This is a genomic window from Halomonas bluephagenesis (assembly GCF_054790765.1).
In genome coordinates, this window is record NZ_CP133631.1 from 1,141,653 (window position 1) to 1,166,517 (window position 24,865).

General features: G+C 51.9%; 23 protein-coding genes and 5 tRNA genes. 11 read left to right on the plus strand and 17 right to left on the minus strand.

Annotated elements, in window-relative coordinates:
* From pyk to puuE, 5 genes are all read right to left on the minus strand, one after another.
* Nucleotides 1–1,485 carry a pyruvate kinase gene (pyk, locus tag REH51_RS05145; RefSeq protein ID WP_498937060.1) on the minus strand — a complete coding sequence of 495 codons (1,485 nt, stop codon included), beginning with the start codon at nucleotides 1,483–1,485 and terminating at the stop codon, nucleotides 1–3.
* 99 nt (nucleotides 1,486–1,584) lie between these two features.
* On the minus strand, nucleotides 1,585–2,433 hold the full coding sequence (locus tag REH51_RS05150) for a glutathione S-transferase N-terminal domain-containing protein (RefSeq protein WP_498937062.1): 849 nt from the start codon (nucleotides 2,431–2,433) through the stop codon (nucleotides 1,585–1,587).
* Between the two features lie 92 nt (nucleotides 2,434–2,525).
* Nucleotides 2,526–3,017, minus strand: a complete 492-nt coding sequence (locus REH51_RS05155) for an ureidoglycolate lyase (protein ID WP_009721324.1) — start codon at nucleotides 3,015–3,017, stop codon at nucleotides 2,526–2,528.
* Nucleotides 3,018–3,115: 98 nt separating this feature from the next.
* Entirely contained in the window at nucleotides 3,116–3,940 is an 825-nt protein-coding gene (locus REH51_RS05160) for a bifunctional allantoicase/(S)-ureidoglycine aminohydrolase (RefSeq protein ID WP_498937064.1), read from the minus strand.
* Nucleotides 3,941–3,951: 11 nt separating this feature from the next.
* A complete protein-coding gene (puuE, locus tag REH51_RS05165) occupies nucleotides 3,952–4,899 on the minus strand; it encodes an allantoinase PuuE (RefSeq protein ID WP_009721322.1) in 948 nt (315 codons plus the stop codon).
* Between the two features lie 293 nt (nucleotides 4,900–5,192).
* On the opposite strand from puuE, the gene REH51_RS05170 reads away from it, so the two are divergent.
* The 3 genes from REH51_RS05170 to REH51_RS05180 all read left to right on the plus strand — a co-directional run bounded on the left by REH51_RS05170 (nucleotide 5,193) and on the right by REH51_RS05180 (nucleotide 9,019).
* The gene (locus REH51_RS05170) at nucleotides 5,193–5,948 is read left to right on the plus strand and encodes an aspartate/glutamate racemase family protein (protein WP_498937066.1); all 756 of its coding nucleotides are present in this window, start codon (nucleotides 5,193–5,195) and stop codon (nucleotides 5,946–5,948) included.
* A gap of 170 nt (nucleotides 5,949–6,118) precedes the next feature.
* Nucleotides 6,119–7,489: an NCS1 family transporter gene (locus REH51_RS05175; RefSeq protein WP_009721320.1), complete on the plus strand. Its 1,371-nt coding sequence runs from the start codon at nucleotides 6,119–6,121 to the stop codon at nucleotides 7,487–7,489.
* Nucleotides 7,490–7,552: 63 nt separating this feature from the next.
* Complete coding sequence (locus REH51_RS05180; protein WP_498937067.1) at nucleotides 7,553–9,019, plus strand: NCS1 family nucleobase:cation symporter-1; 1,467 nt, start codon at nucleotides 7,553–7,555, stop codon at nucleotides 9,017–9,019.
* 93 nt (nucleotides 9,020–9,112) lie between these two features.
* On the opposite strand, the gene REH51_RS05185 is transcribed toward REH51_RS05180, so the two are convergent.
* Genes REH51_RS05185 through uraH form a run of 3 tightly spaced genes read right to left on the minus strand, consistent with a single transcriptional unit; the run spans nucleotide 9,113 to nucleotide 11,418 of the window.
* Nucleotides 9,113–9,829 carry a GntR family transcriptional regulator gene (locus tag REH51_RS05185; protein WP_498937069.1) on the minus strand — a complete coding sequence of 239 codons (717 nt, stop codon included), beginning with the start codon at nucleotides 9,827–9,829 and terminating at the stop codon, nucleotides 9,113–9,115.
* 24 nt (nucleotides 9,830–9,853) lie between these two features.
* On the minus strand, nucleotides 9,854–11,053 hold the full coding sequence (locus REH51_RS05190) for a urate hydroxylase PuuD (RefSeq protein ID WP_498937071.1): 1,200 nt from the start codon (nucleotides 11,051–11,053) through the stop codon (nucleotides 9,854–9,856).
* Nucleotides 11,054–11,064: 11 nt separating this feature from the next.
* Nucleotides 11,065–11,418: a hydroxyisourate hydrolase gene (gene uraH / locus REH51_RS05195; RefSeq protein ID WP_009721316.1), complete on the minus strand. Its 354-nt coding sequence runs from the start codon at nucleotides 11,416–11,418 to the stop codon at nucleotides 11,065–11,067.
* 125 nt (nucleotides 11,419–11,543) lie between these two features.
* Between uraH and uraD the strand changes: the two genes are divergently transcribed.
* On the plus strand, nucleotides 11,544–12,089 hold the full coding sequence (gene uraD, locus REH51_RS05200; RefSeq protein WP_009721315.1) for a 2-oxo-4-hydroxy-4-carboxy-5-ureidoimidazoline decarboxylase: 546 nt from the start codon (nucleotides 11,544–11,546) through the stop codon (nucleotides 12,087–12,089).
* Nucleotides 12,090–12,244: 155 nt separating this feature from the next.
* Here the strand turns inward: uraD and REH51_RS05205 are convergent, their stop codons facing one another.
* The 3 genes from REH51_RS05205 to REH51_RS05215 form a co-directional block, all read right to left on the minus strand.
* Nucleotides 12,245–12,601, minus strand: a complete 357-nt coding sequence (locus tag REH51_RS05205) for a phasin family protein (protein ID WP_009721314.1) — start codon at nucleotides 12,599–12,601, stop codon at nucleotides 12,245–12,247.
* Between the two features lie 180 nt (nucleotides 12,602–12,781).
* Nucleotides 12,782–13,471, minus strand: coding sequence for a glutathione binding-like protein (locus REH51_RS05210; RefSeq protein WP_009721313.1), 690 nt, complete (start codon nucleotides 13,469–13,471; stop codon nucleotides 12,782–12,784).
* A gap of 93 nt (nucleotides 13,472–13,564) precedes the next feature.
* Nucleotides 13,565–14,257 (minus strand): glutathione S-transferase family protein, encoded by a 693-nt coding sequence (locus REH51_RS05215; protein ID WP_009721312.1) that lies wholly within the window; start codon nucleotides 14,255–14,257, stop codon nucleotides 13,565–13,567.
* Nucleotides 14,258–14,712: 455 nt separating this feature from the next.
* On the opposite strand from REH51_RS05215, the gene REH51_RS05220 reads away from it, so the two are divergent.
* From REH51_RS05220 to REH51_RS05240, 5 genes are all read left to right on the plus strand, one after another.
* Nucleotides 14,713–16,404: an L-lactate permease gene (locus tag REH51_RS05220; RefSeq protein WP_498937073.1), complete on the plus strand. Its 1,692-nt coding sequence runs from the start codon at nucleotides 14,713–14,715 to the stop codon at nucleotides 16,402–16,404.
* A 223-nt stretch (nucleotides 16,405–16,627) separates the two neighbouring features.
* The gene (gene glcD / locus REH51_RS05225; protein ID WP_009721310.1) at nucleotides 16,628–18,127 is read left to right on the plus strand and encodes a glycolate oxidase subunit GlcD; all 1,500 of its coding nucleotides are present in this window, start codon (nucleotides 16,628–16,630) and stop codon (nucleotides 18,125–18,127) included.
* 51 nt (nucleotides 18,128–18,178) lie between these two features.
* Nucleotides 18,179–19,279, plus strand: coding sequence for a glycolate oxidase subunit GlcE (glcE, locus tag REH51_RS05230; protein WP_498937075.1), 1,101 nt, complete (start codon nucleotides 18,179–18,181; stop codon nucleotides 19,277–19,279).
* Nucleotides 19,280–19,293: 14 nt separating this feature from the next.
* The gene (glcF, locus tag REH51_RS05235) at nucleotides 19,294–20,526 is read left to right on the plus strand and encodes a glycolate oxidase subunit GlcF (RefSeq protein WP_498937076.1); all 1,233 of its coding nucleotides are present in this window, start codon (nucleotides 19,294–19,296) and stop codon (nucleotides 20,524–20,526) included.
* A gap of 87 nt (nucleotides 20,527–20,613) precedes the next feature.
* Nucleotides 20,614–21,015, plus strand: a complete 402-nt coding sequence (locus REH51_RS05240; RefSeq protein WP_009721307.1) for a GlcG/HbpS family heme-binding protein — start codon at nucleotides 20,614–20,616, stop codon at nucleotides 21,013–21,015.
* Nucleotides 21,016–21,151: 136 nt separating this feature from the next.
* Here the strand turns inward: REH51_RS05240 and REH51_RS05245 are convergent.
* From REH51_RS05245 to REH51_RS05270, 6 genes are all read right to left on the minus strand, one after another.
* Nucleotides 21,152–21,228 (minus strand) — tRNA-Asp (locus REH51_RS05245).
* A gap of 78 nt (nucleotides 21,229–21,306) precedes the next feature.
* Nucleotides 21,307–21,382: transfer RNA gene (locus REH51_RS05250), tRNA-Val, on the minus strand.
* 51 nt (nucleotides 21,383–21,433) lie between these two features.
* Nucleotides 21,434–21,510, minus strand: a tRNA-Asp gene (locus REH51_RS05255).
* Between the two features lie 38 nt (nucleotides 21,511–21,548).
* Nucleotides 21,549–21,625, minus strand: a tRNA-Asp gene (locus REH51_RS05260).
* Nucleotides 21,626–21,687: 62 nt separating this feature from the next.
* Nucleotides 21,688–21,763, minus strand: a tRNA-Val gene (locus REH51_RS05265).
* 93 nt (nucleotides 21,764–21,856) lie between these two features.
* Nucleotides 21,857–22,630, minus strand: coding sequence for an alpha/beta fold hydrolase (locus REH51_RS05270; RefSeq protein WP_009721306.1), 774 nt, complete (start codon nucleotides 22,628–22,630; stop codon nucleotides 21,857–21,859).
* A gap of 177 nt (nucleotides 22,631–22,807) precedes the next feature.
* Between REH51_RS05270 and ccoN the strand changes: the two genes are divergently transcribed.
* Nucleotides 22,808–24,235, plus strand: a complete 1,428-nt coding sequence (gene ccoN / locus REH51_RS05275; protein ID WP_009721305.1) for a cytochrome-c oxidase, cbb3-type subunit I — start codon at nucleotides 22,808–22,810, stop codon at nucleotides 24,233–24,235.
* Between the two features lie 19 nt (nucleotides 24,236–24,254).
* Nucleotides 24,255–24,863 (plus strand): cytochrome-c oxidase, cbb3-type subunit II, encoded by a 609-nt coding sequence (ccoO, locus tag REH51_RS05280; RefSeq protein WP_009721304.1) that lies wholly within the window; start codon nucleotides 24,255–24,257, stop codon nucleotides 24,861–24,863.
* The last annotated feature ends 2 nt before the right edge of the window (nucleotides 24,864–24,865 follow it).

Sequence of the window (24,865 nt, forward strand, 5' to 3'; positions counted from 1 at the left end):
TCAGCGCTGCGCTTGCTCAACATGCTGTTCGGTAATTGCCATTATTTTCATGGTATTGGTGCCACCATGGGCATTCATATGATCACCTCGAGTCAGAATCACGTGATCGCCAAGCGTAACGACACCCTGTTTGACCAGCAGTGTCAGTGCTTCGTCATTCAACTCTGTGGCACTCATTTCAGAGGTATCAAACGGCAGTGACACGACACCACGATAAAGCGCCATACGACGCTGGGCAATGGGAGTATGGGCAAGCCCAACAATAGGTAAGCCTGAGCGAATACGCGAGGCAATTAGCGGCGTATAACCCGAGGAGGTCATACAGGCAATCGCAGTAACGCCTTTCATATGGTTAGCAGCATACATTGCCGAAAGTGCAATGGTTTCGTCTGGCCGCGAAAAGCCTTCGTGAATACGGTGCCCTGACTCTTGGGCAGTTTTCTCACGCTCGGCGCCTAAACATCCCCGCGCCATAGCCTCTACGGTTTCTAGTGGGTAGTCGCCTGCGGCTGTTTCGGCGGAAAGCATTACTGCGTCACTACCATCCAGCACCGCATTGGCAACATCAAACACCTCTGCGCGGGTAGGCAGTGGCGCTGAAATCATGCTTTCCATCATTTGTGTGGCGGTAATCACGGCGCGGTTAAGCGAACGCGCGCGTTTGATCATACGCTTTTGCACGCCGACCAGCTTGGCATCACCAATCTCAACACCCAGATCGCCACGCGCCACCATGACCGCTTCCGACGCTTCGATAATGCCGTCAAGGGTTGCCTCATCTGCCACGGCTTCGGCACGTTCCACCTTGGCAACTAAGCCAATATCCTTGCCTGCTTCACCGAGTAAACGGCGCGCTTCAAGCATATCTTCCGCATGGCGGGGAAAGGAGATAGCCAGGTAATCGACACCAATCTCAACAGCGGTTTTTAGGTCGATTTTATCTTTCTCGGTCAACGCGGGAGCAGAAAGTCCTCCGCCCTGCTTATTAATACCTTTATGGTTGGAAAGCTTACCGCCTACGACCACGTCGGTGTGCACCTGCTGGCCCTCTACACGGGTTACATCCAATACCACACGGCCGTCATCTAACAACAGGCGGTCACCGGCTGCCACGTCTTCCGCCAAGGTTTTATAGTCGCAGCCCACTTGGTTAACATCACCCGCATCGCCATCAAGCGCCATATCGAGGACAAACGACTGGCCCTCTTGAAGAACCACAGCACCCTCTTTGAAGCGTGCGATACGAATTTTAGGGCCTTGAAGATCGCCCAGCGCCGCTACGCTTCGGCCCAGTTGGGCGGCGATTTCCCGCACGCGCACTAAGCGTCGACGATGATCGTCTGCGGTGCCATGAGAGAAGTTTAAACGCACCACATCAACACCCGCCGCTAGCATGGCTTCTAAGACACCTTCCCGGTCGCTGGCGGGCCCAAGGGTGGCGACAATTTTAGTACGACGGATCGAAGAGAAGTGCAGTGCGTTCATAATTTTCCTAATTATTAATAGAATGAGAATAAAAACTTATATAAGCGTTCATCAGCGTGGGGACGACTACCTCTGGCGCGTCACCATTTTACAGGGCAACTACTGTGTCAACGCCTGCTGGATGAACATCTCGCAATGCTGCCGTGCAGGACGGTTTTGCAGCCCCGCCCAGTAATGTTCGAATTCAGGACGGCGTGGCAGGGGTCCAAACTGCATTCCCCATCCAATGTGGGAGCCGACATAAACATCGGCGGCGCTAAAAGCATCACCAGCGATGTAGCGGCGTCCATTGACGGCCGCAGCCAGAGCCTCAATCACCGTCGCAAAGTCGCCAGAACCTAGCCGCATCCGCTGCTCTGCATTAGGTTGGAAGCCCAAGCTATTAAGCGAGGCAGCAGCTTCTAGCGGCCCAGCAGCGAAGAATAGCCAGCGATAATAGTCGTCTCTTGCTGAAAGCGGCGGTGCCAAACCCGCCTCGGGGAAGGCATCGGCAAGATAAGCACAGATAGCGGCAGCCTCCGTGACCACTCGCTCACCGTGGCGAATAGCCGGCACCTTGCCCATCGGGTTGATGGCTAAATAGTCTGGCGAATGCATTGTGGCCCCGTACTCCAGGACCACTAAGCGATAAGGTACACCCAGCTCTTCAAGCATCCAGTGCACAATGCCTCCCCGCGAAAGGGGGTGGGTATAGAAAATCAGTTCGTCAGACAGTGCGTTGGTCGGTTCGCTCAGCGCTGGGGGAGGTAATTGAGCGCTAGGCGGGAGCACATAGCCTTGGCCTGGTTCACTAACAATCTCGACCCCAACGGCTCTAAGCACAGCAATATCTTTGTAGAGAACACTCAGCGGTATACCTAGCGCTTCAGCCAGATCCGCACCGCTGACTGGATCGTCGTAGTGACGCAGCATTTTGAGTAGTTTTGGCAAACGGTGGGCTTGTGACATGCTGGTCTCCTACGCGCAATGTGCGCTCTATTTTTCTCGTTCAGTCAAAAGCTAACCTGAGCAAGATGACAACCGTATGCTGTTAGCGCAAGTTATTCGCCTAGAGTAACGGTAATATCAAGCGAGTACTCATCGCAGTTATTGCCATCCCCTCCCCTATCCACCACTAAAAACTCGCCCTCACGCTCAAGCACCGACTGAATAGCGTGCCAAGTACCTGCACGGTAATTGACGCCCTGACGACCATCAGTGACAAAAGCGCGGACATTCGCTGCGTCAATTGTGTCTCCAGGGGGGGCTACCACCACAATAAAGCGCTCTTGATGTAGCGGCATAAAGGCCTGGCTACCCTGAGGGTGGCGCTCTAAAAAAGTTAATTCCAACGGTAACGTAATCGGCTGGCTGACAAAAATATTAATCAGCGTATGGGCGTTGTCACCTAGCGTTTCTACACGTGCTAGGTCGTGGTGACGCTGGGTACGACCTGCATTAATGGGAAACGACGCTGACGTGCGGGCATCAATCACATCGCCAAAAGGCGCAAACGCCTCGGCTGTTAGCGGTTCGGCTATCAGTTTAATCATTATAAAATCCTAAAATAGTCTGCTTCGCCGAGTAAGCACACAGCGAAGCAGCCAACGCCAGAACTTAAATACCAGAACTTAAATACCAGAACTCAACGTTAGAGCTTAAGTGCGGCGTGGCGATTGACGTCTTTGTACAATAAGTAACGGAATGGCCCTGGGCCGCCGGCGTAACACGCCTGGGGGCAGAATGCGCGTAGCCACATAAAGTCACCAGCCTCTACCTCAACCCATTGCTGATTAAGGTGATACACAGCTTTCCCTTCCAACACATAAAGCCCGTGCTCCATTACATGGGTTTCGTCAAAGGGAATTACGCCGCCCGGCTGGAAAGTCACGATATTGACGTGCATGTCATGGCGCACATCAGCAGGGTCGACGAAGCGCGTGGTTGCCCAGCGGCCTTCGGTTCCCGGCATTTCGAGTGGGGCAATGTCTTGCTCATTGGTGACAAAGGCCTTCGGTACGTCTAGCCCTTCCACAAACTCATACGCCTTGCGAATCCAGTGAAAACGCACAGGAGAAGACGACTCATTGCGCACTTGCCAGTGGCTACCTGGAGGGATAAATGCATAGCCACCGTGGCGCATCGTGTGGCGCTCGCCCGCCAGAGTAAGCGTTAACTCGCCTTCCACAATGAACAGCACGCCTTCGGCTTTGGGGTCTAGCTCCGGCTTTTCGCTGCCGCCCTCAGGCTGAACTTCCATGATGTATTGAGAGAACGTTTCAGCAAAACCAGAAAGCGGACGCGCCAGCACCCATAATCGAGTGCCTTCCCAGAAAGGCAGGTTGCTAGTGACAATATCCCGCATCACGCCTTTGGGAATTAACGCATACGCTTCTGTGAATACGGCACGATCAGCGGTTAGCTGGGTTTGCGGCGGGGGCCCCCCCGTAGGGGCGTAGTAAGGAGATTTATTCATTATTTTGCCTTTCAGCGGGTTGGAGCGGGATGGTGTTCTGCCCAATGGCGAGCAATATCCACACGACGAGCTACCCATACGCGGTCATGAGCCTCGATATGGTCTAAAAAGCGCTGCAGAGCACGGAAACGTCCAGGACGTCCTAGCAGTCGACAGTGCATGCCAATAGAGAGCATTTTGGGCGACTCATCTCCCTCAGCGTAAAGCACATCGAAGGCATCTCGCAGATAGGTAAAGAAGTGATCCGCCGTATTAAATCCTTGCGGGGCAGCAAAGCGCATATCGTTAGTATCTAGGGTATAAGGCACGATGAGATGATTATGCTCACTACCTTGGCTATCGGTCACAGAGGTCCAAAACGGCAGATCGTCACCGTAATAGTCGCTATCGTAAAGGAAGCCGCCTTCCTCCAGAATCAGCCGCCGCGTATTCGGGCTATCGCGCCCGGTATACCACCCCTCAGGCTTTTCACCGTAAAGGCGCTGGAAGATGTCCACGGCTTTCTGCAAATGCTCTCGCTCGACATGCTCGGAGACTTCTTGGTAATGGATCCAGCGATAGCCGTGACAGGCAATTTCGTGACCCAGTTCTTTAAACGCTTGGGCGACATCAGGATTACGTTCTAATGCCATTGCCACACCAAATACCGTCAGCGGCAAGTCACGCTTTTCGAACTCCCGCAGAATCCGCCAAACGCCAGCTCTAGAACCATATTCATAGATCGATTCCATACTTAGATGGCGATCTGGATAGCTGGCCGCGCCAATAATCTCAGACAAAAACTGCTCTGACCCTGAGTCACCGTGAAGTACGCAGTTCTCCCCGCCTTCTTCGTAATTCAACACAAACTGAACAGCAATCTTAGCGTTGCCTGGCCAGTTGGCATGAGGGGGGGTGCGGCCATAACCCGTCAGGTCACGAGGATAAGCATTCGATGGTCGATCAGATGAATGGGACATTCAACGGCTCCTTTAGTGGTTGCAGAGCATTTTATTGGTATTAAAGATCTACAATACAGGAAATAATTGTATACAAAATAGCGCCTTTATAGAACAACCGCAATCCAACAGCCGCTTAATTAGCTGAGATGATTAGCATTTTAAAACAAGCAAGACGCTAACCTGTTGAAACTTGAACACCTGGTAAAGCCGTACCTACATTTAAACAACGTAAAAAGGCTTGCGATCCACGCAAAACCGCCCTATTTTCGTATACAAGATGCTCAACTTTGTCTACCAGCGAGCGATTCAACATGCATATCCGCATTATCAATCCAAACACAACAGCCTCTATGACGGCTGCCATTCATCAGGCCGCCCAGCGACAGGCAGCGGCATCGACAACCGTTACCGCCACCCAGCCCGATGCGGGGCCAGTATCCATCGAGAGTCATTTCGACGAGGCCATTAGCGCAGTAGGCGTTGCCGAAGAAGTTCTTAAAGGTGAACGCGAAGGTGGCATCGATGCTTACGTGGTTGCCTGCTTTGGCGATCCAGGCTTATTAGCAGCCCGAGAGCTAACCCGTGCGCCAGTCATTGGCATTGCGGAAGCAGCCTTTCATCTGGCCACGCTCGTCAGTACCCGCTTCTCAATTGTAACGACGTTAGGGCGTACCGGCATTATTGCAGAACACTTGCTCGAACAGTATGGGTCCCGCCACCACTGCCGCCGCATTCGCGCTGCAGAAATTCCGGTTCTCGATCTTGAACATCACCCTGATGCCGCCTTTACCCGCATTGTTGAAGAGTGCTGCCGTGCCCGCGATGAAGACGGCATTGGTGCCATCGTTTTAGGGTGTGGCGGAATGGCGAACTTAACTGAAGAGATCAGCCGTGAGGTTGGCGTACCGGTGATAGAGGGCGTTAGCGCTGCATTAAAGCTTGCGGAATCCTTGGTTAGCCTAGGTCTCCACACCAGCAAACACGGTGACCTGGACTACCCCCGCCCGAAGGCATTTACCGGCAAGTTCTCTGCACTCTCCGACCTCAAACTCCCCTCACCAAGGTAAACATAACTTAAAAAAACACACTAATAATCCTGACCTTAAAGACACACCCTAAAAACAATAACCTCAAAAAATAACTGCATTCCCGTTAGCACGCCATGCCGCAAGCATCCCTTGAGCGCGTAATGCGCTCAAGCTGCCAATAACACCGATAATCTTGCGAGGACGGAAACATGAGCAACTCCAACCCGATTCTTACGTCAGAAGAATCGTCTGATGCGAACGTCGCAACAGACAGCAAAGCACCAGGCGCTGAAAGCTTAGCACCGCAAAGCACGCGAATTATGGGGCGAACCTCCTACTTTTTAGCCTGGTTTGGTGGGTGTGTCTCAATTGGCACCTTCGCCATGGGTTCAAGCGTGGTGGGCACCTTAAACCTACTGCAAGCCACACTAGCTATTGCGATTGGCTGCTTTGTAATCGGCATTGCACTAGCGATTAACGGTGCAGCTGGCTACAAATATGGCATTCCTTTTATGGTGCAGGCACGTAGTGCCTTCGGCTTTACCGGCACCCGTATTCCTGGTCTTGTAAGGGCTGTGCCTGCGGTAGTGTGGTATGGCTTTCAAAGCTGGATTGGCGCAGGTGCACTGAATATGGTGTCTGCCACGTTGTTCGGCTTCGATAATTTAATTTTCTACTTTATTACCTTCCAATTTCTGCAGATTGGTTTGTCGGTGCTGGGCTTTCAGGGCATTAAATGGCTTGAGAATATCGGCAGCGTCTTTATTTTGCTTTCGCTGATGTATATGTTTTACGCCACAGTACAACGCTACGGCGATGAACTGTCGGCCAGCATTTTGACCATGGAAGGCTCTTGGGGCTTGCCGTTCTGGAGTGCCACCATGCTGTTCCTGGGCATCTACAGCACCATGATGCTCAATGTCAGTGACTATTCACGAGAGCATAAGAAAGGTACCAAACAGAGCCTGTTAACCACCATTTACGCCATGTCGATTTTGCCGTGTACGCTGTTTATGGGCTTGATTGGCTACATGGTGTCAGAGGCAACGGGCACAGCAGACCCCATCCAAGTATTTGCGAACGCCGTGGACAACACGCCACTACTAATGACCACGCTGCTATTCATCGCTTTTGCGCAGGTAACCACCAACGTGCTTAACAACGTGGTGCCACCCACCTACATATTGATGGACGTATTCAAACTTAAATTTCCGGTCGCTACTATTATTGTTGGGTTACTGGCATTTGCCACCTTCCCTTGGAAGCTTGTTCAGCCTGAGTCGGCTGCTGGCCTACAACTCTTCGTACAAACGTATTCGGCGTTCCTTGGTCCTATCTTTGCCATTCTCGTTGTGGATTACTACATCATCCGCCGCCGCACGTTAGATATCAGCAAGCTTTACGACCCTTCCGGCCCTTATCAGGGGCTCAACATTGCCGCCTTAATTGCTACAGTGGTGGGCATTATTGCCGCGCTGACATTCTCTTCAATCTCTTGGTACGCAAGCCTGATACCCGCAGGGCTGACCTACTACCTACTGATGAAACATTGGTCTGCCTGCCAGCGTTTCACTCAGTAAATATGCCTTGTACCTGCCTGCCCACTATGTGTGGCAGGCACACATTTCGACAAGAGAGCATTGATGATGAATAAACCGTCTGACAGTGAGCTCGACATACAGCACATTGACCCCACCCTTTACAATGAAGATCTTGCGCCCTTAAAACCCCAAGACCGTAACTGGGGAGCGTTTGAAATCTTCAACGTGTGGTCGAACGATATTCAAAGCCTGTTTGGCTACACCCTAGCGGCGTCACTGTTCCTGTCCTATGGACTGAATGGCTGGGCGGTCATGACCGCGATCATTCTGGCCGGCGTCATTGTTATGTTTTTGGTTAACCTGACCGGTAAACCAAGCGTCAAATACGGCATCCCTTTTCCTGTTATGGTTCGCGCCAGCATGGGAGTGCGAGGGGCTAACTTGCCAGCGATGTTACGCGCCATCGTTGGCATTTTTTGGTATGGCGTACAGACCTACTTTGCATCGACGGCTGTGGCGCTGCTCATCACGGCACTTTTGGGGGCAGGCAATGGCAGCACTTTTCTAGGCCTATCAGGCGTTGCCTGGGTGTCGTTCATTATCGTCTGGTTATTTCAAATCGCCATTTTCTGGCAAGGCATTGAGCGCATCAAGCACTTTCTAAACTGGGCAGGCCCGCTGGTTTACCTAGTGATGGTCGTACTCATGATCATTGTGTGGTTCCAGGCAGGCAGCGAACTACTTCCCGCAGTGAGCACTATTTTTAGCGGCAGCGGTGAGTACAGTGGCAGCAGCCTTGGCGCGTTCCTGGCGATTGTTGGCACCATGGTGGCCTATTTTGCGGCGGTAGTGATTAACTTTGGTGATTTCACCCGTTTTGTGAAAACAGAGCGCCAAATGAAGCTTGGCAACTTGCTCGGCCTGCCACTGAACGTCGCGTTTTTCTCATTTATTGCGCTGATCATCACTGCCGGAACATTGGTGCTGTTTGGGGATGCACTGACCACCCCCGCTGATATTGTTGAACGCGTTGACTCTCTGCCATTGACCATTGTGGCCGCACTCACGTTCTTTGCCGCGACGGTAGGCATTAACCTGGTGGCTAACTTCATCCCCCCGGCTTACGACCTTGCCAACCTGTTTCCCAGCAAAATCAGTTTTAAAATGGGAGGCCTGATTACCGCAGTGATTGCCTTCTTTGTGGGCGCGCTGTGGATCTCAGTGATTAGCCAAATCGGCGTGCCTGGCTTTGTGAATACCCTGGGTGCAATCGTTGCGCCGTTCTACGGTATTATCGTGGTGGACTACTATCTCATTAAGCGCCAGGAGCTCAATATGCAAGAGTTGTTCTCCTCCGCTCCCAGTAGCGCCTACTATTACGTAAAAGGCTGGAATACCCGCGCACTGATTGCCTTCAGCGGTGCAGCGCTGTTCTCGCTTTCTACGGTCGTCGTGCCCGCGTTCGAAAGCCTTGGCGGTTATGGCTGGCTGCTTGGCGCGGGGTTAGGAGGGCTATTCTACTTTGGCTTAATGCGCCAGTTTAAGACTGCGCCCGCTCCTGCGGTATAAACACTCAAACAGCATTTACTACCTACCTTCACAAAAAAGCCCAGGCCTTCAGGTCTGGGCTTTTTCACTGCCTATTTTCACCACTGAATAGACTTAACCACCAAAAATCTGCTGCAAGTCTGGCACATTCTCTTCTTCTTCAACCATTGAAAGTGAGGCTTCAATCGCTTTGAGATGGCGGCTCATAAACGCTTTCGCTCGCTCGCCGTTACCCGCCTCCAGGTAGCCGATCAAATCATCGTGATCGTGGGATTCACAGCCTAAGTGGCCGCGATGACCGTAAACCGCCAAAATCAATGATGACCGTGAACACAACCGCTCAACAAACTCGGCCAGCGTTGCGTTACCCGAAAGCTGGGCAAGGCGCACATGAAAATCCGCAGACAAACGGATGGCGATGCTCTGCTGGCCATTGCGCAACGCCTGACGTTCTTGGCGAGCCATCTCACGCAGTTCAGCGGCTTTTTTCTCTCCGATCCGCCTTGCCACGTCAGGCATTAGTCCACACTCAATCATCTGGCGTGCGTCGAACACATCCTTAGCCTCTTCGGCAGTAGGCCGTGTCACGCTGGCTCCACGACGTGGCGTGAGCGTCACTAATTGCTCTAACGCTAAGCGCTGCAAGATTTTACGAATGCCGGTACGGCTGATGCCAAAGACATCAGACAAGGCGTCTTCGCGCAGCCGAGCACCCGGCTTTAGCCGCTGCTCTACAATGGCGTCGCTAACCGCACGATAGATTGACTCGTGACGCTCCTCGCCTTCTTTTTCCGAGGGTCTTTGCTTTAACGCCGCCTGCGCATCACTCATAGGGTCTCCTGTCTGCGACTTTAATCACTCCTCCCACGCGGCAATGATATCGCGCTCTTCATCACTCATGTTGGTGATATTGCCAAGTGGCATATACCGACTCGCGACGACTTGCTGGATTTGCGCCTGATGGCCCAGGATTTCATCCCAAGTATCAAATGCGAAGCCTGCGGGCGGCGCTGAAAAACCAGCATGTTCAGGGTTACGAGCATGGCATTGAGTACAATGCTGATCAATTAACCCCGAAATTTGAGCTTGGCTGGGCACGCCCGCGGCGCTTGCATTACCAGCATTGGAGCTAGGTGCTGCCACCCAGAATGCTAATAGAATAAGCCCTATCCCAACGGCAGGATAGGCAGGCTGCGTTTTTCCTGCATGCATTAATACAAAGAATTGCCTAATAAGGGCTCCGGCAAAAATAAACAGCACCATCACTACCCAGGAAAGCTCGTGGGAGTAGATGAAAGAGTAGTGGTTACTCACCATCAACAGCACTACCGGCAACGTAAAGTAGGTGTTGTGCACCGAACGTTGCTTGCCCCGCTTGCCATCTAATGGGTTAGGCGTCTCGCCTGCCTTCATGGCTTTCACCATGCGGCGTTGGCCGGGAATAATCCAAAAGAACACGTTGGCCGACATGGCAGTGGCCATCACAGCCCCTGTTAATAAGAAAGCGGCACGCCCGGTAAACATCTGGGTGCTTAAATAAGCAACCACGATCATCATCACCGCAACTGCAACGCTGAGAAGACCATCACGGTTCATGTTAGGGCTTATGCGTTTACATAGCTCGTTGTAGACCACCCAACCACCGAGCAAGAAAGCCAACGCAAGAAGATTGGCTTTCCAGCCTGTCATACTGGCTGCCCACGCCCAGTTACTGTTGGGGTTAACTAGATAGAAGCCTGGGTTTGCCATATAAAGAATAACGAACAGGGCAAAACCCGAAAGCCACGTCGTATAGGCTTTCCAGAACGACCAGTGAAGGTCATTCGGCAGCTTGGCAGGCGCGGTGGCATACTTTTGGTTATGGTAGAAACCGCCGCCATGCACGGCCCACATCTCTCCAAATACGCCCTTTTCACGATCTTCGGCTGCTTTCGGCGTTCTTAAGCCGTTATCCAGCATGACAAAATAGATCGACTCACCGATCCAGGCAATAGCCGCGATAACGTGCAACCAGCGAAGCAGTAAATTAACAAAATCAATAATATAAGCTTGCATAACAGACCCTCTCAGCTACCGCGGTAGGTGGAGTAGCTGTAAGGAGATAGCAGCAGCGGCACATGGTAATGCTGGCTGGCATCCGCAACGCCAAAACGTAAAGGAATTACGTCTAGAAAGCGCGGCTCTTGGGAAGCAATGCCTTGGGCGCGTAAATAGTCACCTGCATGGAAAACCAGCTCATACTCGCCTACCGTTAGGGCATCACCTTCCAAAATAGGCGCATCACAACGACCATCACTGTTGGTGATGACACTGCACAAGTGTTCGCGCGTGTTCCCTGCCAAACGAAACACGTCAATAGTGATCCCCTGACCGGGCTGTCCTTTGGCGGTATCGAGTACGTGAGTAGTTAACCGTCCCATAGCAACTCCTTAATAATCACGGTTGTTGATCATAGTTGTTCGACTTAACCTATTGGTCAAAGAGTACCGTTGATGCTATTTATTGTATACAGTATTTCCATTATTAAACACACTGGAGAGATTTAGTGTCTACCTCAACATCACTCACGCTTTCGCCCGCCCCTAGCACATGCAGCTTGGAAACATTTACTCAACATTACGGCGATGTGTACGAACACTCTCCCTGGGTGGCAGAAGCTGCCTGGAAGGAAGGGTTAAGCGATGTGCATGACGCACCGGACGCGCTAGCTGATCTAATGGGACTTATGCTGCAGCGGGCAACACCTGAACAGCAAATCGCTGTTATACAGGCTCACCCTGACTTAGCAGGCAAAGCGGCGATGTCGGGCGAGCTGACTCAAGACTCTACCCGCGAACAAGCAGGCGCTGGGTTAGATCAGTGTACGCCTGAAGAGTTTGCCCGCTTCGAAAAACTTAATGCCGCTTACAAAGAAAAATTTGGCTTCCCCTTCGTCATTGCCGTAAAGGGACTTGATCGCCACGCCATCTTGGCAGCGTTTGAAGTACGCTTACACAATGGTTTAGCTGAAGAGCGTGAAACGGCCATTAAGGAGATTATCCGTATCGCCCGCTTTAGGCTAAACGTACGGGCTGAGCAGCAGCTGCCGTAATTGGCACATCACCGCGAAAAGCCACTTACCGCATACAGCCACTCTTTTTTGTACCTGGCGAGATAGCGCTCCACAACGCTTTCAGATGCGTGTAAACAAAAAAATGCCGCACCTGATGATGACGGTGCGGCATTTTATCTATCAATTAATAGCGTTTATTGCTTAGCAGTTTCCACTGCTTTTTTAGTGGTCTCTTCCGCCATTTTCTGACTCTCTTGCATAAAGTTTTGGCTAATAGAGGTGACTTTTTCAGAGTCTCCTTTCATGCGCTCCATTAGGTCAGACGCTGTTTTTTGCTGACTTTCCATGGCTTTTTTGAAGCTGTCGGCATCTTTCACGTCTAACCATGTACGTGCCTGGGCAATAGTCATATCTGAGTAAGCACGTGCTGCATCCATTTGCGCGCTAACAACCTGCTGATAGTAGTCAAGCGCTGCCAAGGTATAAGAACGCATTGGCGATACAAAGACAGACTCAAACTGCTGGGTGGATTTCTCTGCGGCCTTGTTCATCACATAATCTCCTTAAGTGAGCTAGCGATTCGACACGCATCGATGAGCGGTCGATGATCAGGCGGTTGCCTTTACTAACAACAAAGCTAGCAGTGCTTTTTGTGCAGCGCAACATGATTTTTTCATAACATTGCGACTAGCCACCGACAACAACAACCCCATCAACCAACCAGTGACTACTTAGCGATTGCCAAACAAGTATTTACGTGCATGCTCATCCATTTCGCCCCCCGCCTGCGGGTTGACATCTTCGATCAAAGAATAAGCTTTTCGGACAGCAGGGCGTTGCGCTATTTCATCAAACCATCGTTCTAAGTCAGGAAACTCTTCTAGCGTTTGGCGCTGCTTCTCCCATGGCACAACCCATGGATAAATCGCCATATCTGCAATGGAGTAACGATCGCCGCCCACGTAATGCTGCTGGGATAGGCGTTGATCTAGCACACTATACAAGCGATGCGTCTCGCGAACGTAACGTCCGATAGCGTATTCAATTTTCTGCGGCGCGTACTGGCAAAAATGATGGTTCTGGCCCGCCATGGGACCTAACCCGCCCATTTGCCAATGAAGCCATTGCAGCACGACATAGCGCTCACGACCCTCGGAAGGCAGAAACTGTCCGCACTTATCGGCCAAGTATTCTAAAATAGCACCTGACTCAAACAGTGCCAGGGGCTGGCCGCCGTCTTGAGGCGCATGATCAACAATGGCAGGAATGCGATTATTCGGCGCAATGGTTAAGAATTCGGGATCAAACTGCTCACCACGCCCTATATTGATAGGTTTTACCCGATAAAGAAGCTTAGCTTCTTCAAGCATGATGGAGATTTTGTGGCCATTGGGAGTTGTCCAGTAATACAGGTCAATCATTGCCATCTCCTCTCACACATACGGCATAAGCCGCTTGTGTGGCTTTACTAGTGCGTACGATTGATACAGGCGGCAACGCTGCCGCCTGACACATTATAGATCACGAATAGTGACGGCCTTACCCGCGACTGCGTCGTGCACCTCCAGCATACGCTTAAACCACTCATCAACCGGATCATTAGCGTCAACTAATCGCTCAAGTGACACGGTATATGCCCACATCATGCTGCCAAATAGTAGGTAATCTGCTCCGCTAGGTGCTTCTCCATCCAAAAATGGGCTAATCCGAAGCTGATCACGCACAGGGGCCAACAGCTGTTTCAGCTGTGCTCGGCCCTGCTCTGGGTTATTGACCTCTTCCAATCGCATACCAAAACGGGCTTCGCGAGTCTCTCGGAAGTAGGCGCGATCATCAGGATGGATGGCCGCTAATAAATCTAGTGCGACCGTTCGAAAAAGTGCCGGGGTAACGCTACGCTCAACATAGAGCTTAAAAAATTGGACACGCTGATAGCTTACCCCCTCTCCCAATACTGGATTGGCAGAGTAAGCCTTATCTAAGTAGCGCATGATGTCGAAGCTATCAGTGACAACAGTGTCACCATCGGTTAACACCGGCACTTTGTCGTAGTTAGCAAAGGCAAGTGCCTCTTTATCACGAAAACGCCAAGGAACCGTCGTATATTCCAGACCTTTGTGTGCCAGTGCCATACGAACGCGCCAGCAATAGGGAGAAAAGCGTAAGCGTTCATCGCGTCCGCATAAGTCATAAAGGATTATTGCCACCGTGACGGCCTCCTTATTGTTAAGAAACGTGGTTAGAACCAATTATCCGCTAACAACAAGGGGCGAAAGCCAACAAGGACGCAAGGGGCGAGATTCACTAGCGACGGACATTATCCTGGAGCAATCGCATGACCTGAATGGGCGAGAAATTTTATCTTCTCTCGTTTGCCCCTGTACTGCTCTCTTGGATGGAAACTGTACTGTCTATTAGTCTAATAGCTTGCTGGCAGACATCCTGCATTGAGGAAATTTAAAAACAAATAAAAACAAATCGTTAAATTTAAAAAAGTGGCTCATGACCTACACCTACAACCACCCATAATTGGTAAGACCAATTATCCAATATAGCCATTTTTTCTACCTAACCGTATCTTTCGCATTGACCCGACCAGCATTGCCACGAACGCTGGCATCTGCCGAGTACACCAAATCAATAACAAGGGGCCATTCCTAACATGAATGAAACTACACTTGCACTTCTGGCATTTCTGCCGCTGTTGCTTGCCGGTATTTTGCTCATTGGTTTTAAAATACCCGCAAAAATAGCGATGCCGATTGTTTTCCTGACGGCAGCCATTATTGGTCTGACCGCTTGGGATATGTCGTTTAGTCGCGTTGCCGCGTCTACCATTCAAGGGCTGATTCAAACAGCAGGCCTTCTTTGGATTATCTTTGGCGCTATCTTGCTGCTGAATACGCTTAAGCATTCTGGCGGCATCACTGCGATTCGTAACGGTTTTTCAGGCATTAGCCCTGACCGTCGCGTTCAGGCGCTGATTGTTGCCTGGTTGTTTGGCTGCTTCATCGAAGGTGCTTCAGGATTTGGTACACCAGCCGCCGTGGCTGCACCACTGATGGTAGCGCTTGGCTTCCCTGCGCTGGCAGCGGTTGTTGTCGGCATGATGATCCAGTCCACACCGGTTTCTTTTGGTGCCGTCGGCACGCCGGTTGTTGTTGGTGTGGGTAGCGGGCTTGATCGCGCAGGTATTACTGCTCAGTTGGAAGCCAACGGCTCTACGTGGGACGTGTTTTTCCAGCAAGTCACTAGCTCTGTGGCCATCACGCACGGCATCGTAGGCATTTTGATGCCTTTGATCCTGGTATTGATCATGGTGCGTTTCTTCGGTGCTAACCGCTCCTGGAAAGAAGGTCTATCCATTGCGCCCTTTGCGATCTTTACTGGCATTTCGTTCGTCGTGCCTTACATGCTGGTCGGCGTTTTCTTAGGCCCAGAATTCCCGTCTATGATTGGCGCCATGGTGGGCTTAGCGATTGTTGTACCCGCTGCTCGCAAAGGCTTCTTGCTGCCGAAAGATACTTGGGACTTCCCTGAATCAACTTCATGGCCAGACGAGTGGATCGGCAACCTGCAAATCAAGCTGGATGACGTCGCTGGCAAAGCGCCAATGTCAACTTTCAAGGGCTGGATTCCTTACGTTTTACTCGCCGTATTCTTGGTTGCTTCACGCATCGTGGAACCGCTGAAAGACGCGTTGACCTCCGTCAACCTGAGCTGGAACAACATTTTAGGCGAGGCCGGTGTTAGCGGTGGCGTCCAGCCACTTTATTTGCCTGGCGGCATTATTATCGCGGTAGTCATCGTCACCTACTTCTTGCACCGCATGAACCCACAGAAAATCAGCGCTGCCGTGTCTGAATCTACTAAAACCATCTTCGGTGCTGGCTTTGTCTTGATCTTCACCGTTCCGATGGTGCGCATCCTGATTAACTCTGGCGTGAATGGTGCGGACCTTGTGTCAATGCCCGTCATGATGGCCCAAGCGGTAGCTAACAGTGTGGGCGGTATTTATCCCTTCTTTGCACCTGCGGTCGGGGCGATGGGTGCCTTTATTGCCGGTTCAAATACCGTTTCTAACCTAATGCTAGCGGAATTCCAGTTTAGCGTTGCCGAAACACTTGGGTTGTCTACGGCGATGATGGTAGCTCTGAAAGCCGTTGGTGCAGCGGCGGGTAACATGATTGCGATTCACAACGTCGTCGCCGCATCAGCAACGGTTGGCCTACTGGGCCGCGAAGGTACAACGATTCGTAAAACAATTATTCCCACAATCTACTATCTGATCTTTACTGGAATCATCGCGCTCATTGCTTTTTATGTAATTGGCATTACCGATCCTCTGATGTGACAGGAAATCGTTAATCAACATTGAGCCATCTACGCTGGGTAGCCTTTGGGCTACCCAGCAACCCATCAGAAACGTTCTACTGCTCAGTAAGCTAAGCGATATCAACGCGTGATTAGCCTTTTCACAGTATGCAAAAGTTTTCCAGTGCCGCCTTATTATTTATGGAAAGCTTTTCCATAAAGTGATTAGATACTTTCTGCCCTCCTCATCCACAGGAGCTAACATGAACATTCTTTTCGATGAACGCCTCGACGGCGAATTCATTCACCGCGATAAAGCAGACGTATTGGAAGATCTGCAGAACGCTGTGCCGTCCTTAACACTGCTTCACCGTGAAGAGGATTTACACCCTTTTGAATGCGATGGCCTTGCCGCTTATCGCATCCTGCCCATGCTGGTTGCATTACCAGAGACTCTGGAGCAGGTAGAAGGCCTTTTAAAGCGCTGCCATGCATTGGGCGTTCCGGTCGTTACTCGCGGTGCAGGTACGGGACTTTCAGGGGGGGCTTTACCCCTTGAACGCGGCGTCCTGCTAGTGATGTCACGCTTCAACACCATCATTAACGTTGACCCGGATGCTCGTATTGCACGGGTACAGCCAGGCGTGCGCAACTTAGCTATTTCTGAAGCTGCTGCTCCTTATGGGCTCTATTATGCGCCCGACCCATCGTCACAGATTGCATGCTCTATTGGCGGTAACGTGGCGGAAAACGCGGGAGGCGTGCATTGCCTCAAGTATGGCCTCACTGTTCATAACGTAATGCGCGTTGATGTCATGACGATTGAAGGCGAGCGCATGACACTAGGTTCCGAAGCACTGGATGCACCGGGCTTTGACCTCCTCGCCTTGATGAATGGCTCTGAAGGCATGTTGGGTGTGGTCACTGAAATTACCGTAAAGCTGCTGCCCAAACCCGAAACCGCCAAGGTACTCATGGCCAGCTTTGATGACGTAGAGAAAGCGGGCCGTGCTGTTGGCGACATTATTGCCGCGGGGATCATTCCTGGCGGATTAGAAATGATGGATAAGCTGGCCATCAAGGCTGCAGAAGATTTCATCAAGGCTGGTTACCCCGTTGAGGCAGAAGCCATTCTTCTGTGCGAATTAGATGGTGTTGAAGCCGATGTGGACGATGACTGCCAAACCGTTCGCCGAGTCTTAGAAAAAGCAGGGGCGACCGATATTCAGCAAGCTCGCGATGAGGCTGAGCGCGCCAAGTTTTGGGCAGGGCGAAAAAACGCTTTCCCCGCTGTGGGCCGCATGTCGCCTGATTACTACTGCATGGATGGCACGATTCCTCGCCGCGAACTCCCACGCGTCCTTAAAGGTATTGCCGCCCTATCGGAAGAGAGTGGATTGGCGATTGCCAACGTTTTCCACGCCGGTGACGGCAATATGCACCCGCTGATTTTGTTTGATGCCAATAAAGAGGGCCAGTTGGCCCTGGCAGAAGACGTCGGTGGAAAAATCCTGGAGCTATGCGTGGCGGCAGGCGGCTCTATTACTGGCGAACACGGCGTCGGCCGCGAAAAAATCAATCAGATGTGCAGTCAGTTTCAATCCGATGAGCTAACGGTATTCCATGCATTGAAAGCCGCCTTTGATCCACAGCGCTTACTCAACCCAGGGAAAAATATTCCTACCCTGGCGCGCTGTGCTGAGTTTGGTGCCATGCATGTGCACAACAACGAACTACCGCATCCGGAACTACCACGCTTCTGATGCCACTCCTAGCCGACTGACCACTAGGAAGCATAATTATTAGGAATCACCATGACTGAACTAGCGATACATGCTGCCGATCGAGATATCGCTGACGACCTGTGCGAACAGGTGCGCAGCGCCTATACCGACCGCACGCCACTGCGCATAGTAGGTGGCGATACTCGCGCTTTTTACGGACGGCCGGTAGAAGGCAACGCCCTCAACATGGCGGCACATAGCGGTATTGTCTCTTATGACCCGGTAGAACTTGTGGTTACTGTCCGTGCCGGTACGCGGTTAAGCGCACTCAACGCAGCTCTAGCCGAAAAAAATCAAATGCTGGCCTTTGAGCCACCAGCGTTCAGCGATGCCAGCACCATTGGCGGTGCCGTCGCCACCGGCATGTCCGGCCCACGCCGTCCATGGGCTGGCGCAGCGAGAGACTTTGTCTTAGGCACCCGTGTGATCACCCAAGAAGGCAAGCTATTGCGTTTTGGCGGTGAAGTTATGAAAAACGTCGCCGGATACGACCTCTCACGCTTGATGGCAGGCGCTCAGGGGACGCTAGGTGTGCTCGCTGATATCTCATTTAAAGTACTTCCCATTCCCACCGCCAGCCACAGCCTTCGCCTAAGCATGGATCTTGAAGATGCATTGGGTAAGCTCGCCGAACTAGGGCGACAGCCACTGCCCATTACCGCCGCCGGATGGCACTCAGGCGAGCTATTTATTCGTTTGGAAGGTGGCGCAAGTTCAGTTAATGCGACCAAAGAACGCCTGGGTGGTGAGTCACTTCCTGGCGATTTTTGGCAGCAATTGCGCGACCATCAGCACGCTTTCTTCAGCTTGAACGAAGGGCAAGTACTGTGGCGCTTGTCATTCCCCCCCAATACGCCGCCGCTAGCCTTGGATATTCCTCAAAGCGATATTTTTTATGATTGGGGCGGCAGCCAGCGATGGATAAAAACCAACGTGGCTGCTGATACGCTGCGCACGGTTTGCCAGCAAGCAGGTGGTCATGCCACCTGCTTTACCCCCCATGCCCAAGGCGGAGCAGAATCGCCTTTCACCCCACTCAACCCCGTGGTCGAAAAGTATCATCGCAACCTGAAGGCCGAGTTGGATGCCTACGGCATTTTCAACCCAGGCCGTCTTTATGCGGCGTTTTAATCAGGAGAGCTGACATGCAGACGCACTTTACCGATGCTGATCGCCAAAAACCGCATATTCAGGAGGCCGAGCGCATTCTGCGCACTTGCGTACACTGCGGCTTTTGTAATGCCACCTGCCCGACCTATCAACTACTAGGCGATGAACGAGATGGGCCTCGCGGGCGCATCTATTTAATGAAAGAGCTACTGGAAAGCCGCGATGACGATGATCAGGTCACCGAAGAGACACGCCTACATTTAGACCGCTGCTTAACCTGCCGCAATTGTGAAACCACCTGCCCTTCGGGTGTGGAGTACCACAAACTTTTGGATATCGGTCGCGCAGAAATCGATCGCCGGGTTCCTCGACCCATGGCTGAGCGCGCCCAACGCTATGCGCTGCGTAAAATGCTGGTAGACCCTAAGCGCTTCAAAGCACTTCTAACCTTAGGGCAACCCTTCAAGCCCCTGGTGCCTGGCAAGCTACGCAGTAAGATGCCACCGGCGCCAGTAGACGCAGGCCAACGTCCTGATAACCAACGTCACACACGCAAAGTGCTAATATTAGAAGGTTGCGTTCAACCTGGCCTTTCGCCAAATACCAATGCAGCGACGGCTCGACTGCTAGATCGACTCGGCATTAGTGTGACCCCGATCAGTGAAGCAGGCTGCTGCGGTGCCATCGATTTCCACCTTAATGCCCAGGACGATGGCCGTACTCGCATGCGTGCCAATATCGATGCATGGTGGCCACAGATAGAACAGGGTGCTGAAGCCATTGTTCAAACGGCCAGCGGCTGCGGCGCGTTTGTCAAAGAGTATGGCGACATGCTCAAAGACGCCCCAGCCTATGCCGAGAAAGCGCAAAAAGTCAGCGCACTGGCAAAAGATATTGTCGAAATACTGCGCGATGAGCCAGTTGAGAAGCTGCAGCTGAAAGAGCATCAACGCCTCGCGTTTCACTGCCCTTGCACACTGCAGCATGCCCAGAAGCTTAATGGCGCGGTTGAAGGCGTGCTAAGCAAGCTCGGGTTTGCGCTAACGCCGGTAAAAGATGCGCATCTATGCTGTGGCTCCGCAGGCACCTACTCGGTCACTCAGCCGGAGCTTGCCACCCAACTGCGCGACAATAAGCTCAACGCGCTAGAAGCCAGCAACCCAGAGGTTATCGTCACTGCCAATATTGGCTGCCAAACCCACCTTGCTAGCGCCAATCGCACCCCGGTACGACACTGGGTGGAAGTGGTTGATGCTGCCCTGGTATAAACACTAATTCACTTTGCCGCGCTAACAAGCTTTTACAAGCAAACACGAGCGCGGCTCTTTTCTCCCCTTGATAAAAAGGAACGTTTGATGCAAACCAAAGCTGTTCTCGGCCAGACCGATGTCATTCAGGTACTAGATGCTGCTCAAAAAGAAGCCGATAACAACGGATGGCCAGTTACCATTGCCGTCACCGATGATGGAGGGCACTTGCTCGCTCTGCGCCGCTTAGATAATGCTGCACCTTTCAGTGCAGATGTCGCTACACAAAAAGCCCGCAGCGCAGCGTTGGGCCGTAAAGAGACACAAGTTTTTGAAGAGATGATTAACGGTGGCCGCACTGCATTTTTGTCTGCTCCGCTACAGGGCCTGCTATCAGGTGGCGTTCCCATCATTGTAGATGGCAACGTCGTCGGCGCTGTCGGCATCTCAGGCGTAAAACCCGACCAGGATGTACAGATTGCTAAAGCAGGTGTAAGCGCTATTGCCTGACGCTAGCGTGCAGCTTAATGGCTGCACGCAATACGTTTGAGATACTAAATTACACGCAATAGAAAAAGCCCAGATCAATGATCTGGGCTTTTTTAGAATTCGTTCGACTAAATTGAAAAGCCGATAAGTGCTTAAATGGCGGACCGGACGAGACTCGAACTCGCGACCTCCGGCGTGACAGGCCGGCATTCTAACCGACTGAACTACCGGTCCACTTTAAGTCACTTCTTTCTAACCATAAAACTAGCTATTTAGAAACGGTTCAGAGGCGCTTCAAAACATCAAGCTAAATGGTGGGTGGTACTGGGTTCGAACCAGTGACCCCCAGCTTGTAAGGCTGGTGCTCTCCCAACTGAGCTAACCACCCGGGCATCGAAAGCTGTATGCTTTACAATGGGTACAACTACACAAGCTATCGTGGCGGACCGGACGAGACTCGAACTCGCGACCTCCGGCGTGACAGGCCGGCATTCTAACCGACTGAACTACCGGTCCGAATAGCGATAACTTATACTACACAGTAAAATTGATGATGGCGGACCGGACGAGACTCGAACTCGCGACCTCCGGCGTGACAGGCCGGCATTCTAACCAACTGAACTACCGGTCCACTTAATGCATCAATTGCTACTATTTCACATACTGCTTTACGTTTCAAAACAACCAAATAAATGGTGGGTGGTACTGGGTTCGAACCAGTGACCCCCAGCTTGTAAGGCTGGTGCTCTCCCAACTGAGCTAACCACCCGCTGGTCACGTGGCGCTGCATTCTACAGGAGCTTAGGAAGATGTCAATACAGTGCGTTTAAATTTCCGATTTAAACCAGCGCATTGCCTTTTGCTACTCGTATCCTGCTGCACCTGCTTGGTGAGCGCGGACGAAGGATGCCGCAAGTATGGCCGCTTCGTCAATCAAAACCTGCTGACTTAACCCAGAAACACGTCTGGGTTTAAAGTCATGATCCCCATCAGCAAGCCAAGAAACGTTAATATTATCAGGCAGGATGTAACCTGAAACCTCGTCTACGTTGCCAAAGGGGTCTCGTTCACCTTGCAGAATCTGCACAGGGCAATTAATAGCGGGAAAGTGCTCCAAGCGGGTTTTATCTGGCTTTCTAGGGGTATGGAAGGGATAGCCAGCGACAATAACACCGTGGCAATGCACGTTATAACGTAGCATTTTATAACCTAACATTTCACTGGCGAACAAAGTCGCAACACGCCCACCCATTGATTTACCGCCAACCCATAAGGGCTGATCGCTTAAAGGTGCAAGTAGCGCGTACCATGAGGCAAAATTAGCCACCGTTTGCTTAATTGGGGGCGGCGGACGGCGTTTACCCTGCTCGTTAATTTGCTGCATATAAGGGAAATCAATTGCCAGCACCTGTACACCTTGGGCTGCCAGCATCGCGGCAAATTGCCGCATAAACGCAGAGCAATGACCCGCCCCCGCGCCATGAGCGAGCATTACTCGACCAACCTTAGGCAGTCCCACGATTGAGAGCGGGCCGTGCCCAGCCACCATAAACCGCTGCACAGCGGGAGTAGCTAACGCATCGCTCAAAGCTTCTGGGTGTATATCGACAAAACCAGAATCAGCGTAATACGACACGATTAACTCCTAATAATTCAATGTTACTTCTATTGGCGTGTTCAGCTTAGGGCGTGGCTGCGGTAGAATCTATATCGGATCTTGACCTGCATCATCAAGCGGGTGGCCGCACCCGTGCAAAATGCTAATGCAAAATGCTACGGGTTACCCCCTAACCGCGTTCGATGGGAACATGAAATGAGCACAGCACTGGAACACCCGACCTACAACTACAAGGTAGTTCGGCAGTTCGCGATCATGACCGTTGTGTGGGGCATTGTAGGTATGACGCTCGGCGTTATCCTTGCCTCCCAGCTAGTTTGGCCGCAACTGAACCTCGGCTTACCTTGGACAAGCTTCGGGCGTCTTCGTCCGTTACACACTAACGCCGTTATCTTCGCCTTTGGTGGCTCAGCGCTATTTGCGACGTCCTACTATGTCGTACAGCGTACCTGTCAGACTCGTCTGTTCTCTGACAAGCTCGCAGCGTTCACCTTCTGGGGATGGCAAGCGGTTATCCTCTCTGCTGTAGTGTCATTGCCGCTCGGCTATACCACTACCAAGGAGTACGCAGAGCTCGAATGGCCAATCAATATTTTGATTGCGGTCGTATGGATCAGCTACGCCATTGTCTTTTTGATGACGATAAAAAGGCGCGCAACGTCTCATATTTATGTAGCAAACTGGTTCTTTGCGGCATTTATCATAACCGTTGCCGTACTACACATCGTTAATAACGCTGCCATACCCGTGACACCAATGTACTCCACGTCGATTTATGCGGGTGCGGTAGATGCGATGGTGCAGTGGTGGTATGGCCACAACGCAGTTGGATTCTTTCTAACGGCAGGCTTCCTGGGCATGATGTATTACTTCGTGCCAAAACAGGCAGAACGCCCGATTTACTCCTATCGTCTCTCAATCGTCCACTTCTGGGCGTTGATTATGATCTACATGTGGGCAGGTCCTCACCACCTGCATTACACAGCGCTGCCTAACTGGGCACAGTCGCTGGGTATGATCATGTCTATTATTCTTCTTGCGCCATCTTGGGGCGGCATGATTAACGGCATGATGACGCTATCGGGTGCCTGGCATAAGCTGCGTACCGACCCTACCCTTCGCTTCTTGGTAGTCGCACTCTCGTTTTACGGCATGTCGACCTTCGAAGGGCCGATGATGGCAATTAAGACAGTTAACGCGCTATCCCACTACACCGACTGGACCATTGGTCACGTACACTCGGGCGCACTTGGTTGGGTAGCAATGATTACCATCGGCTCAATGTACCACCTAATCCCACGCTTATTCGGGCGCACTGAAATGCACTCCGTCAATTTGATTGCCGTGCACTTCTGGTTAGCTACTATCGGCACGGTGCTATATATCGCTGCTATGTGGGTCAACGGCATTATGCAGGGCCTAATGTGGCGCGCGATTAACGCTGACGGCACGCTGATGTATACCTTCGTGGAGTCCGTCGAAGCTAGCGGCCCAGGCTACTTTGTTCGCTTAATAGGTGGCCTATTCTGGGTCGTAGGCATGCTGATCATGGCATACAACGTTTACATGACTGTCAAACGTCGCGAAACGATTGGTAGCTATTCCGCGCCACAAGCCGCTTAAACCGGGGAAGTTGAGACCAATGAAACACGAGATTGTTGAAAAGAACGTTGGCCTGCTCGCCGTGTTGATCCTGGTTGCGATCAGCTTTGGCGGCCTGGCCGAAGTCGTGCCACTGTTCTTTCAAAAGCAAACGACCGAGCCGGTTGAGGGTCTTCAGCCCCTCACCGCACTGGAGTTGGAAGGACGTGACATTTATCGCCGTGAGGGCTGCGTAGGCTGCCACTCACAGATGGTTCGCCCGTTCCGAGCAGAAACCGAGCGCTATGGCCACTACAACGTAGCCGGCGAACAGGTTTACGAGCACAACTTCCTGTGGGGCTCTAAGCGCACCGGACCGGACCTTGCTCGCGTAGGCGGACGTTATAGCGATGACTGGCACCGCGCACATATGTATAACCCCCGTGACGTGGTACCCGAGTCGGTCATGCCTGCATATCCTTGGTTGTTTGAAAACACCCTGGATGGCGAATCAACACCGGCAAAAATGCGCGCCCTGCGTCAACTAGGTGTGCCCTATGACGATGACGATATCGCCACTGCGACAGAAGAGGTTCGCGGCACCCAGGAAATTACCGCACTGGTGGCCTACCTGCAGCAGTTAGGAACCGTGCTCGAGGGCACTCGTTAAGT

Coding starts and splice junctions, on each gene's coding strand:
- pyk (WP_498937060.1), bottom strand. CDS start 1,485: ATGAACGCACTGCACTTCTCTTCGATCCGTCGTACTAAAATTGTCGCC.
- REH51_RS05150 (WP_498937062.1), bottom strand. CDS start 2,433: ATGTCACAAGCCCACCGTTTGCCAAAACTACTCAAAATGCTGCGTCAC.
- REH51_RS05155 (WP_009721324.1), bottom strand. CDS start 3,017: ATGATTAAACTGATAGCCGAACCGCTAACAGCCGAGGCGTTTGCGCCT.
- REH51_RS05160 (WP_498937064.1), bottom strand. CDS start 3,940: ATGAATAAATCTCCTTACTACGCCCCTACGGGGGGGCCCCCGCCGCAA.
- puuE (WP_009721322.1), bottom strand. CDS start 4,899: ATGTCCCATTCATCTGATCGACCATCGAATGCTTATCCTCGTGACCTG.
- REH51_RS05170 (WP_498937066.1), top strand. CDS start 5,193: ATGCATATCCGCATTATCAATCCAAACACAACAGCCTCTATGACGGCT.
- REH51_RS05175 (WP_009721320.1), top strand. CDS start 6,119: ATGAGCAACTCCAACCCGATTCTTACGTCAGAAGAATCGTCTGATGCG.
- REH51_RS05180 (WP_498937067.1), top strand. CDS start 7,553: ATGATGAATAAACCGTCTGACAGTGAGCTCGACATACAGCACATTGAC.
- REH51_RS05185 (WP_498937069.1), bottom strand. CDS start 9,829: ATGAGTGATGCGCAGGCGGCGTTAAAGCAAAGACCCTCGGAAAAAGAA.
- REH51_RS05190 (WP_498937071.1), bottom strand. CDS start 11,053: ATGCAAGCTTATATTATTGATTTTGTTAATTTACTGCTTCGCTGGTTG.
- uraH (WP_009721316.1), bottom strand. CDS start 11,418: ATGGGACGGTTAACTACTCACGTACTCGATACCGCCAAAGGACAGCCC.
- REH51_RS05205 (WP_009721314.1), bottom strand. CDS start 12,601: ATGAACAAGGCCGCAGAGAAATCCACCCAGCAGTTTGAGTCTGTCTTT.
- REH51_RS05210 (WP_009721313.1), bottom strand. CDS start 13,471: ATGATTGACCTGTATTACTGGACAACTCCCAATGGCCACAAAATCTCC.
- REH51_RS05220 (WP_498937073.1), top strand. CDS start 14,713: ATGAATGAAACTACACTTGCACTTCTGGCATTTCTGCCGCTGTTGCTT.
- glcD (WP_009721310.1), top strand. CDS start 16,628: ATGAACATTCTTTTCGATGAACGCCTCGACGGCGAATTCATTCACCGC.
- glcE (WP_498937075.1), top strand. CDS start 18,179: ATGACTGAACTAGCGATACATGCTGCCGATCGAGATATCGCTGACGAC.
- glcF (WP_498937076.1), top strand. CDS start 19,294: ATGCAGACGCACTTTACCGATGCTGATCGCCAAAAACCGCATATTCAG.
- REH51_RS05240 (WP_009721307.1), top strand. CDS start 20,614: ATGCAAACCAAAGCTGTTCTCGGCCAGACCGATGTCATTCAGGTACTA.
- ccoN (WP_009721305.1), top strand. CDS start 22,808: ATGAGCACAGCACTGGAACACCCGACCTACAACTACAAGGTAGTTCGG.
- ccoO (WP_009721304.1), top strand. CDS start 24,255: ATGAAACACGAGATTGTTGAAAAGAACGTTGGCCTGCTCGCCGTGTTG.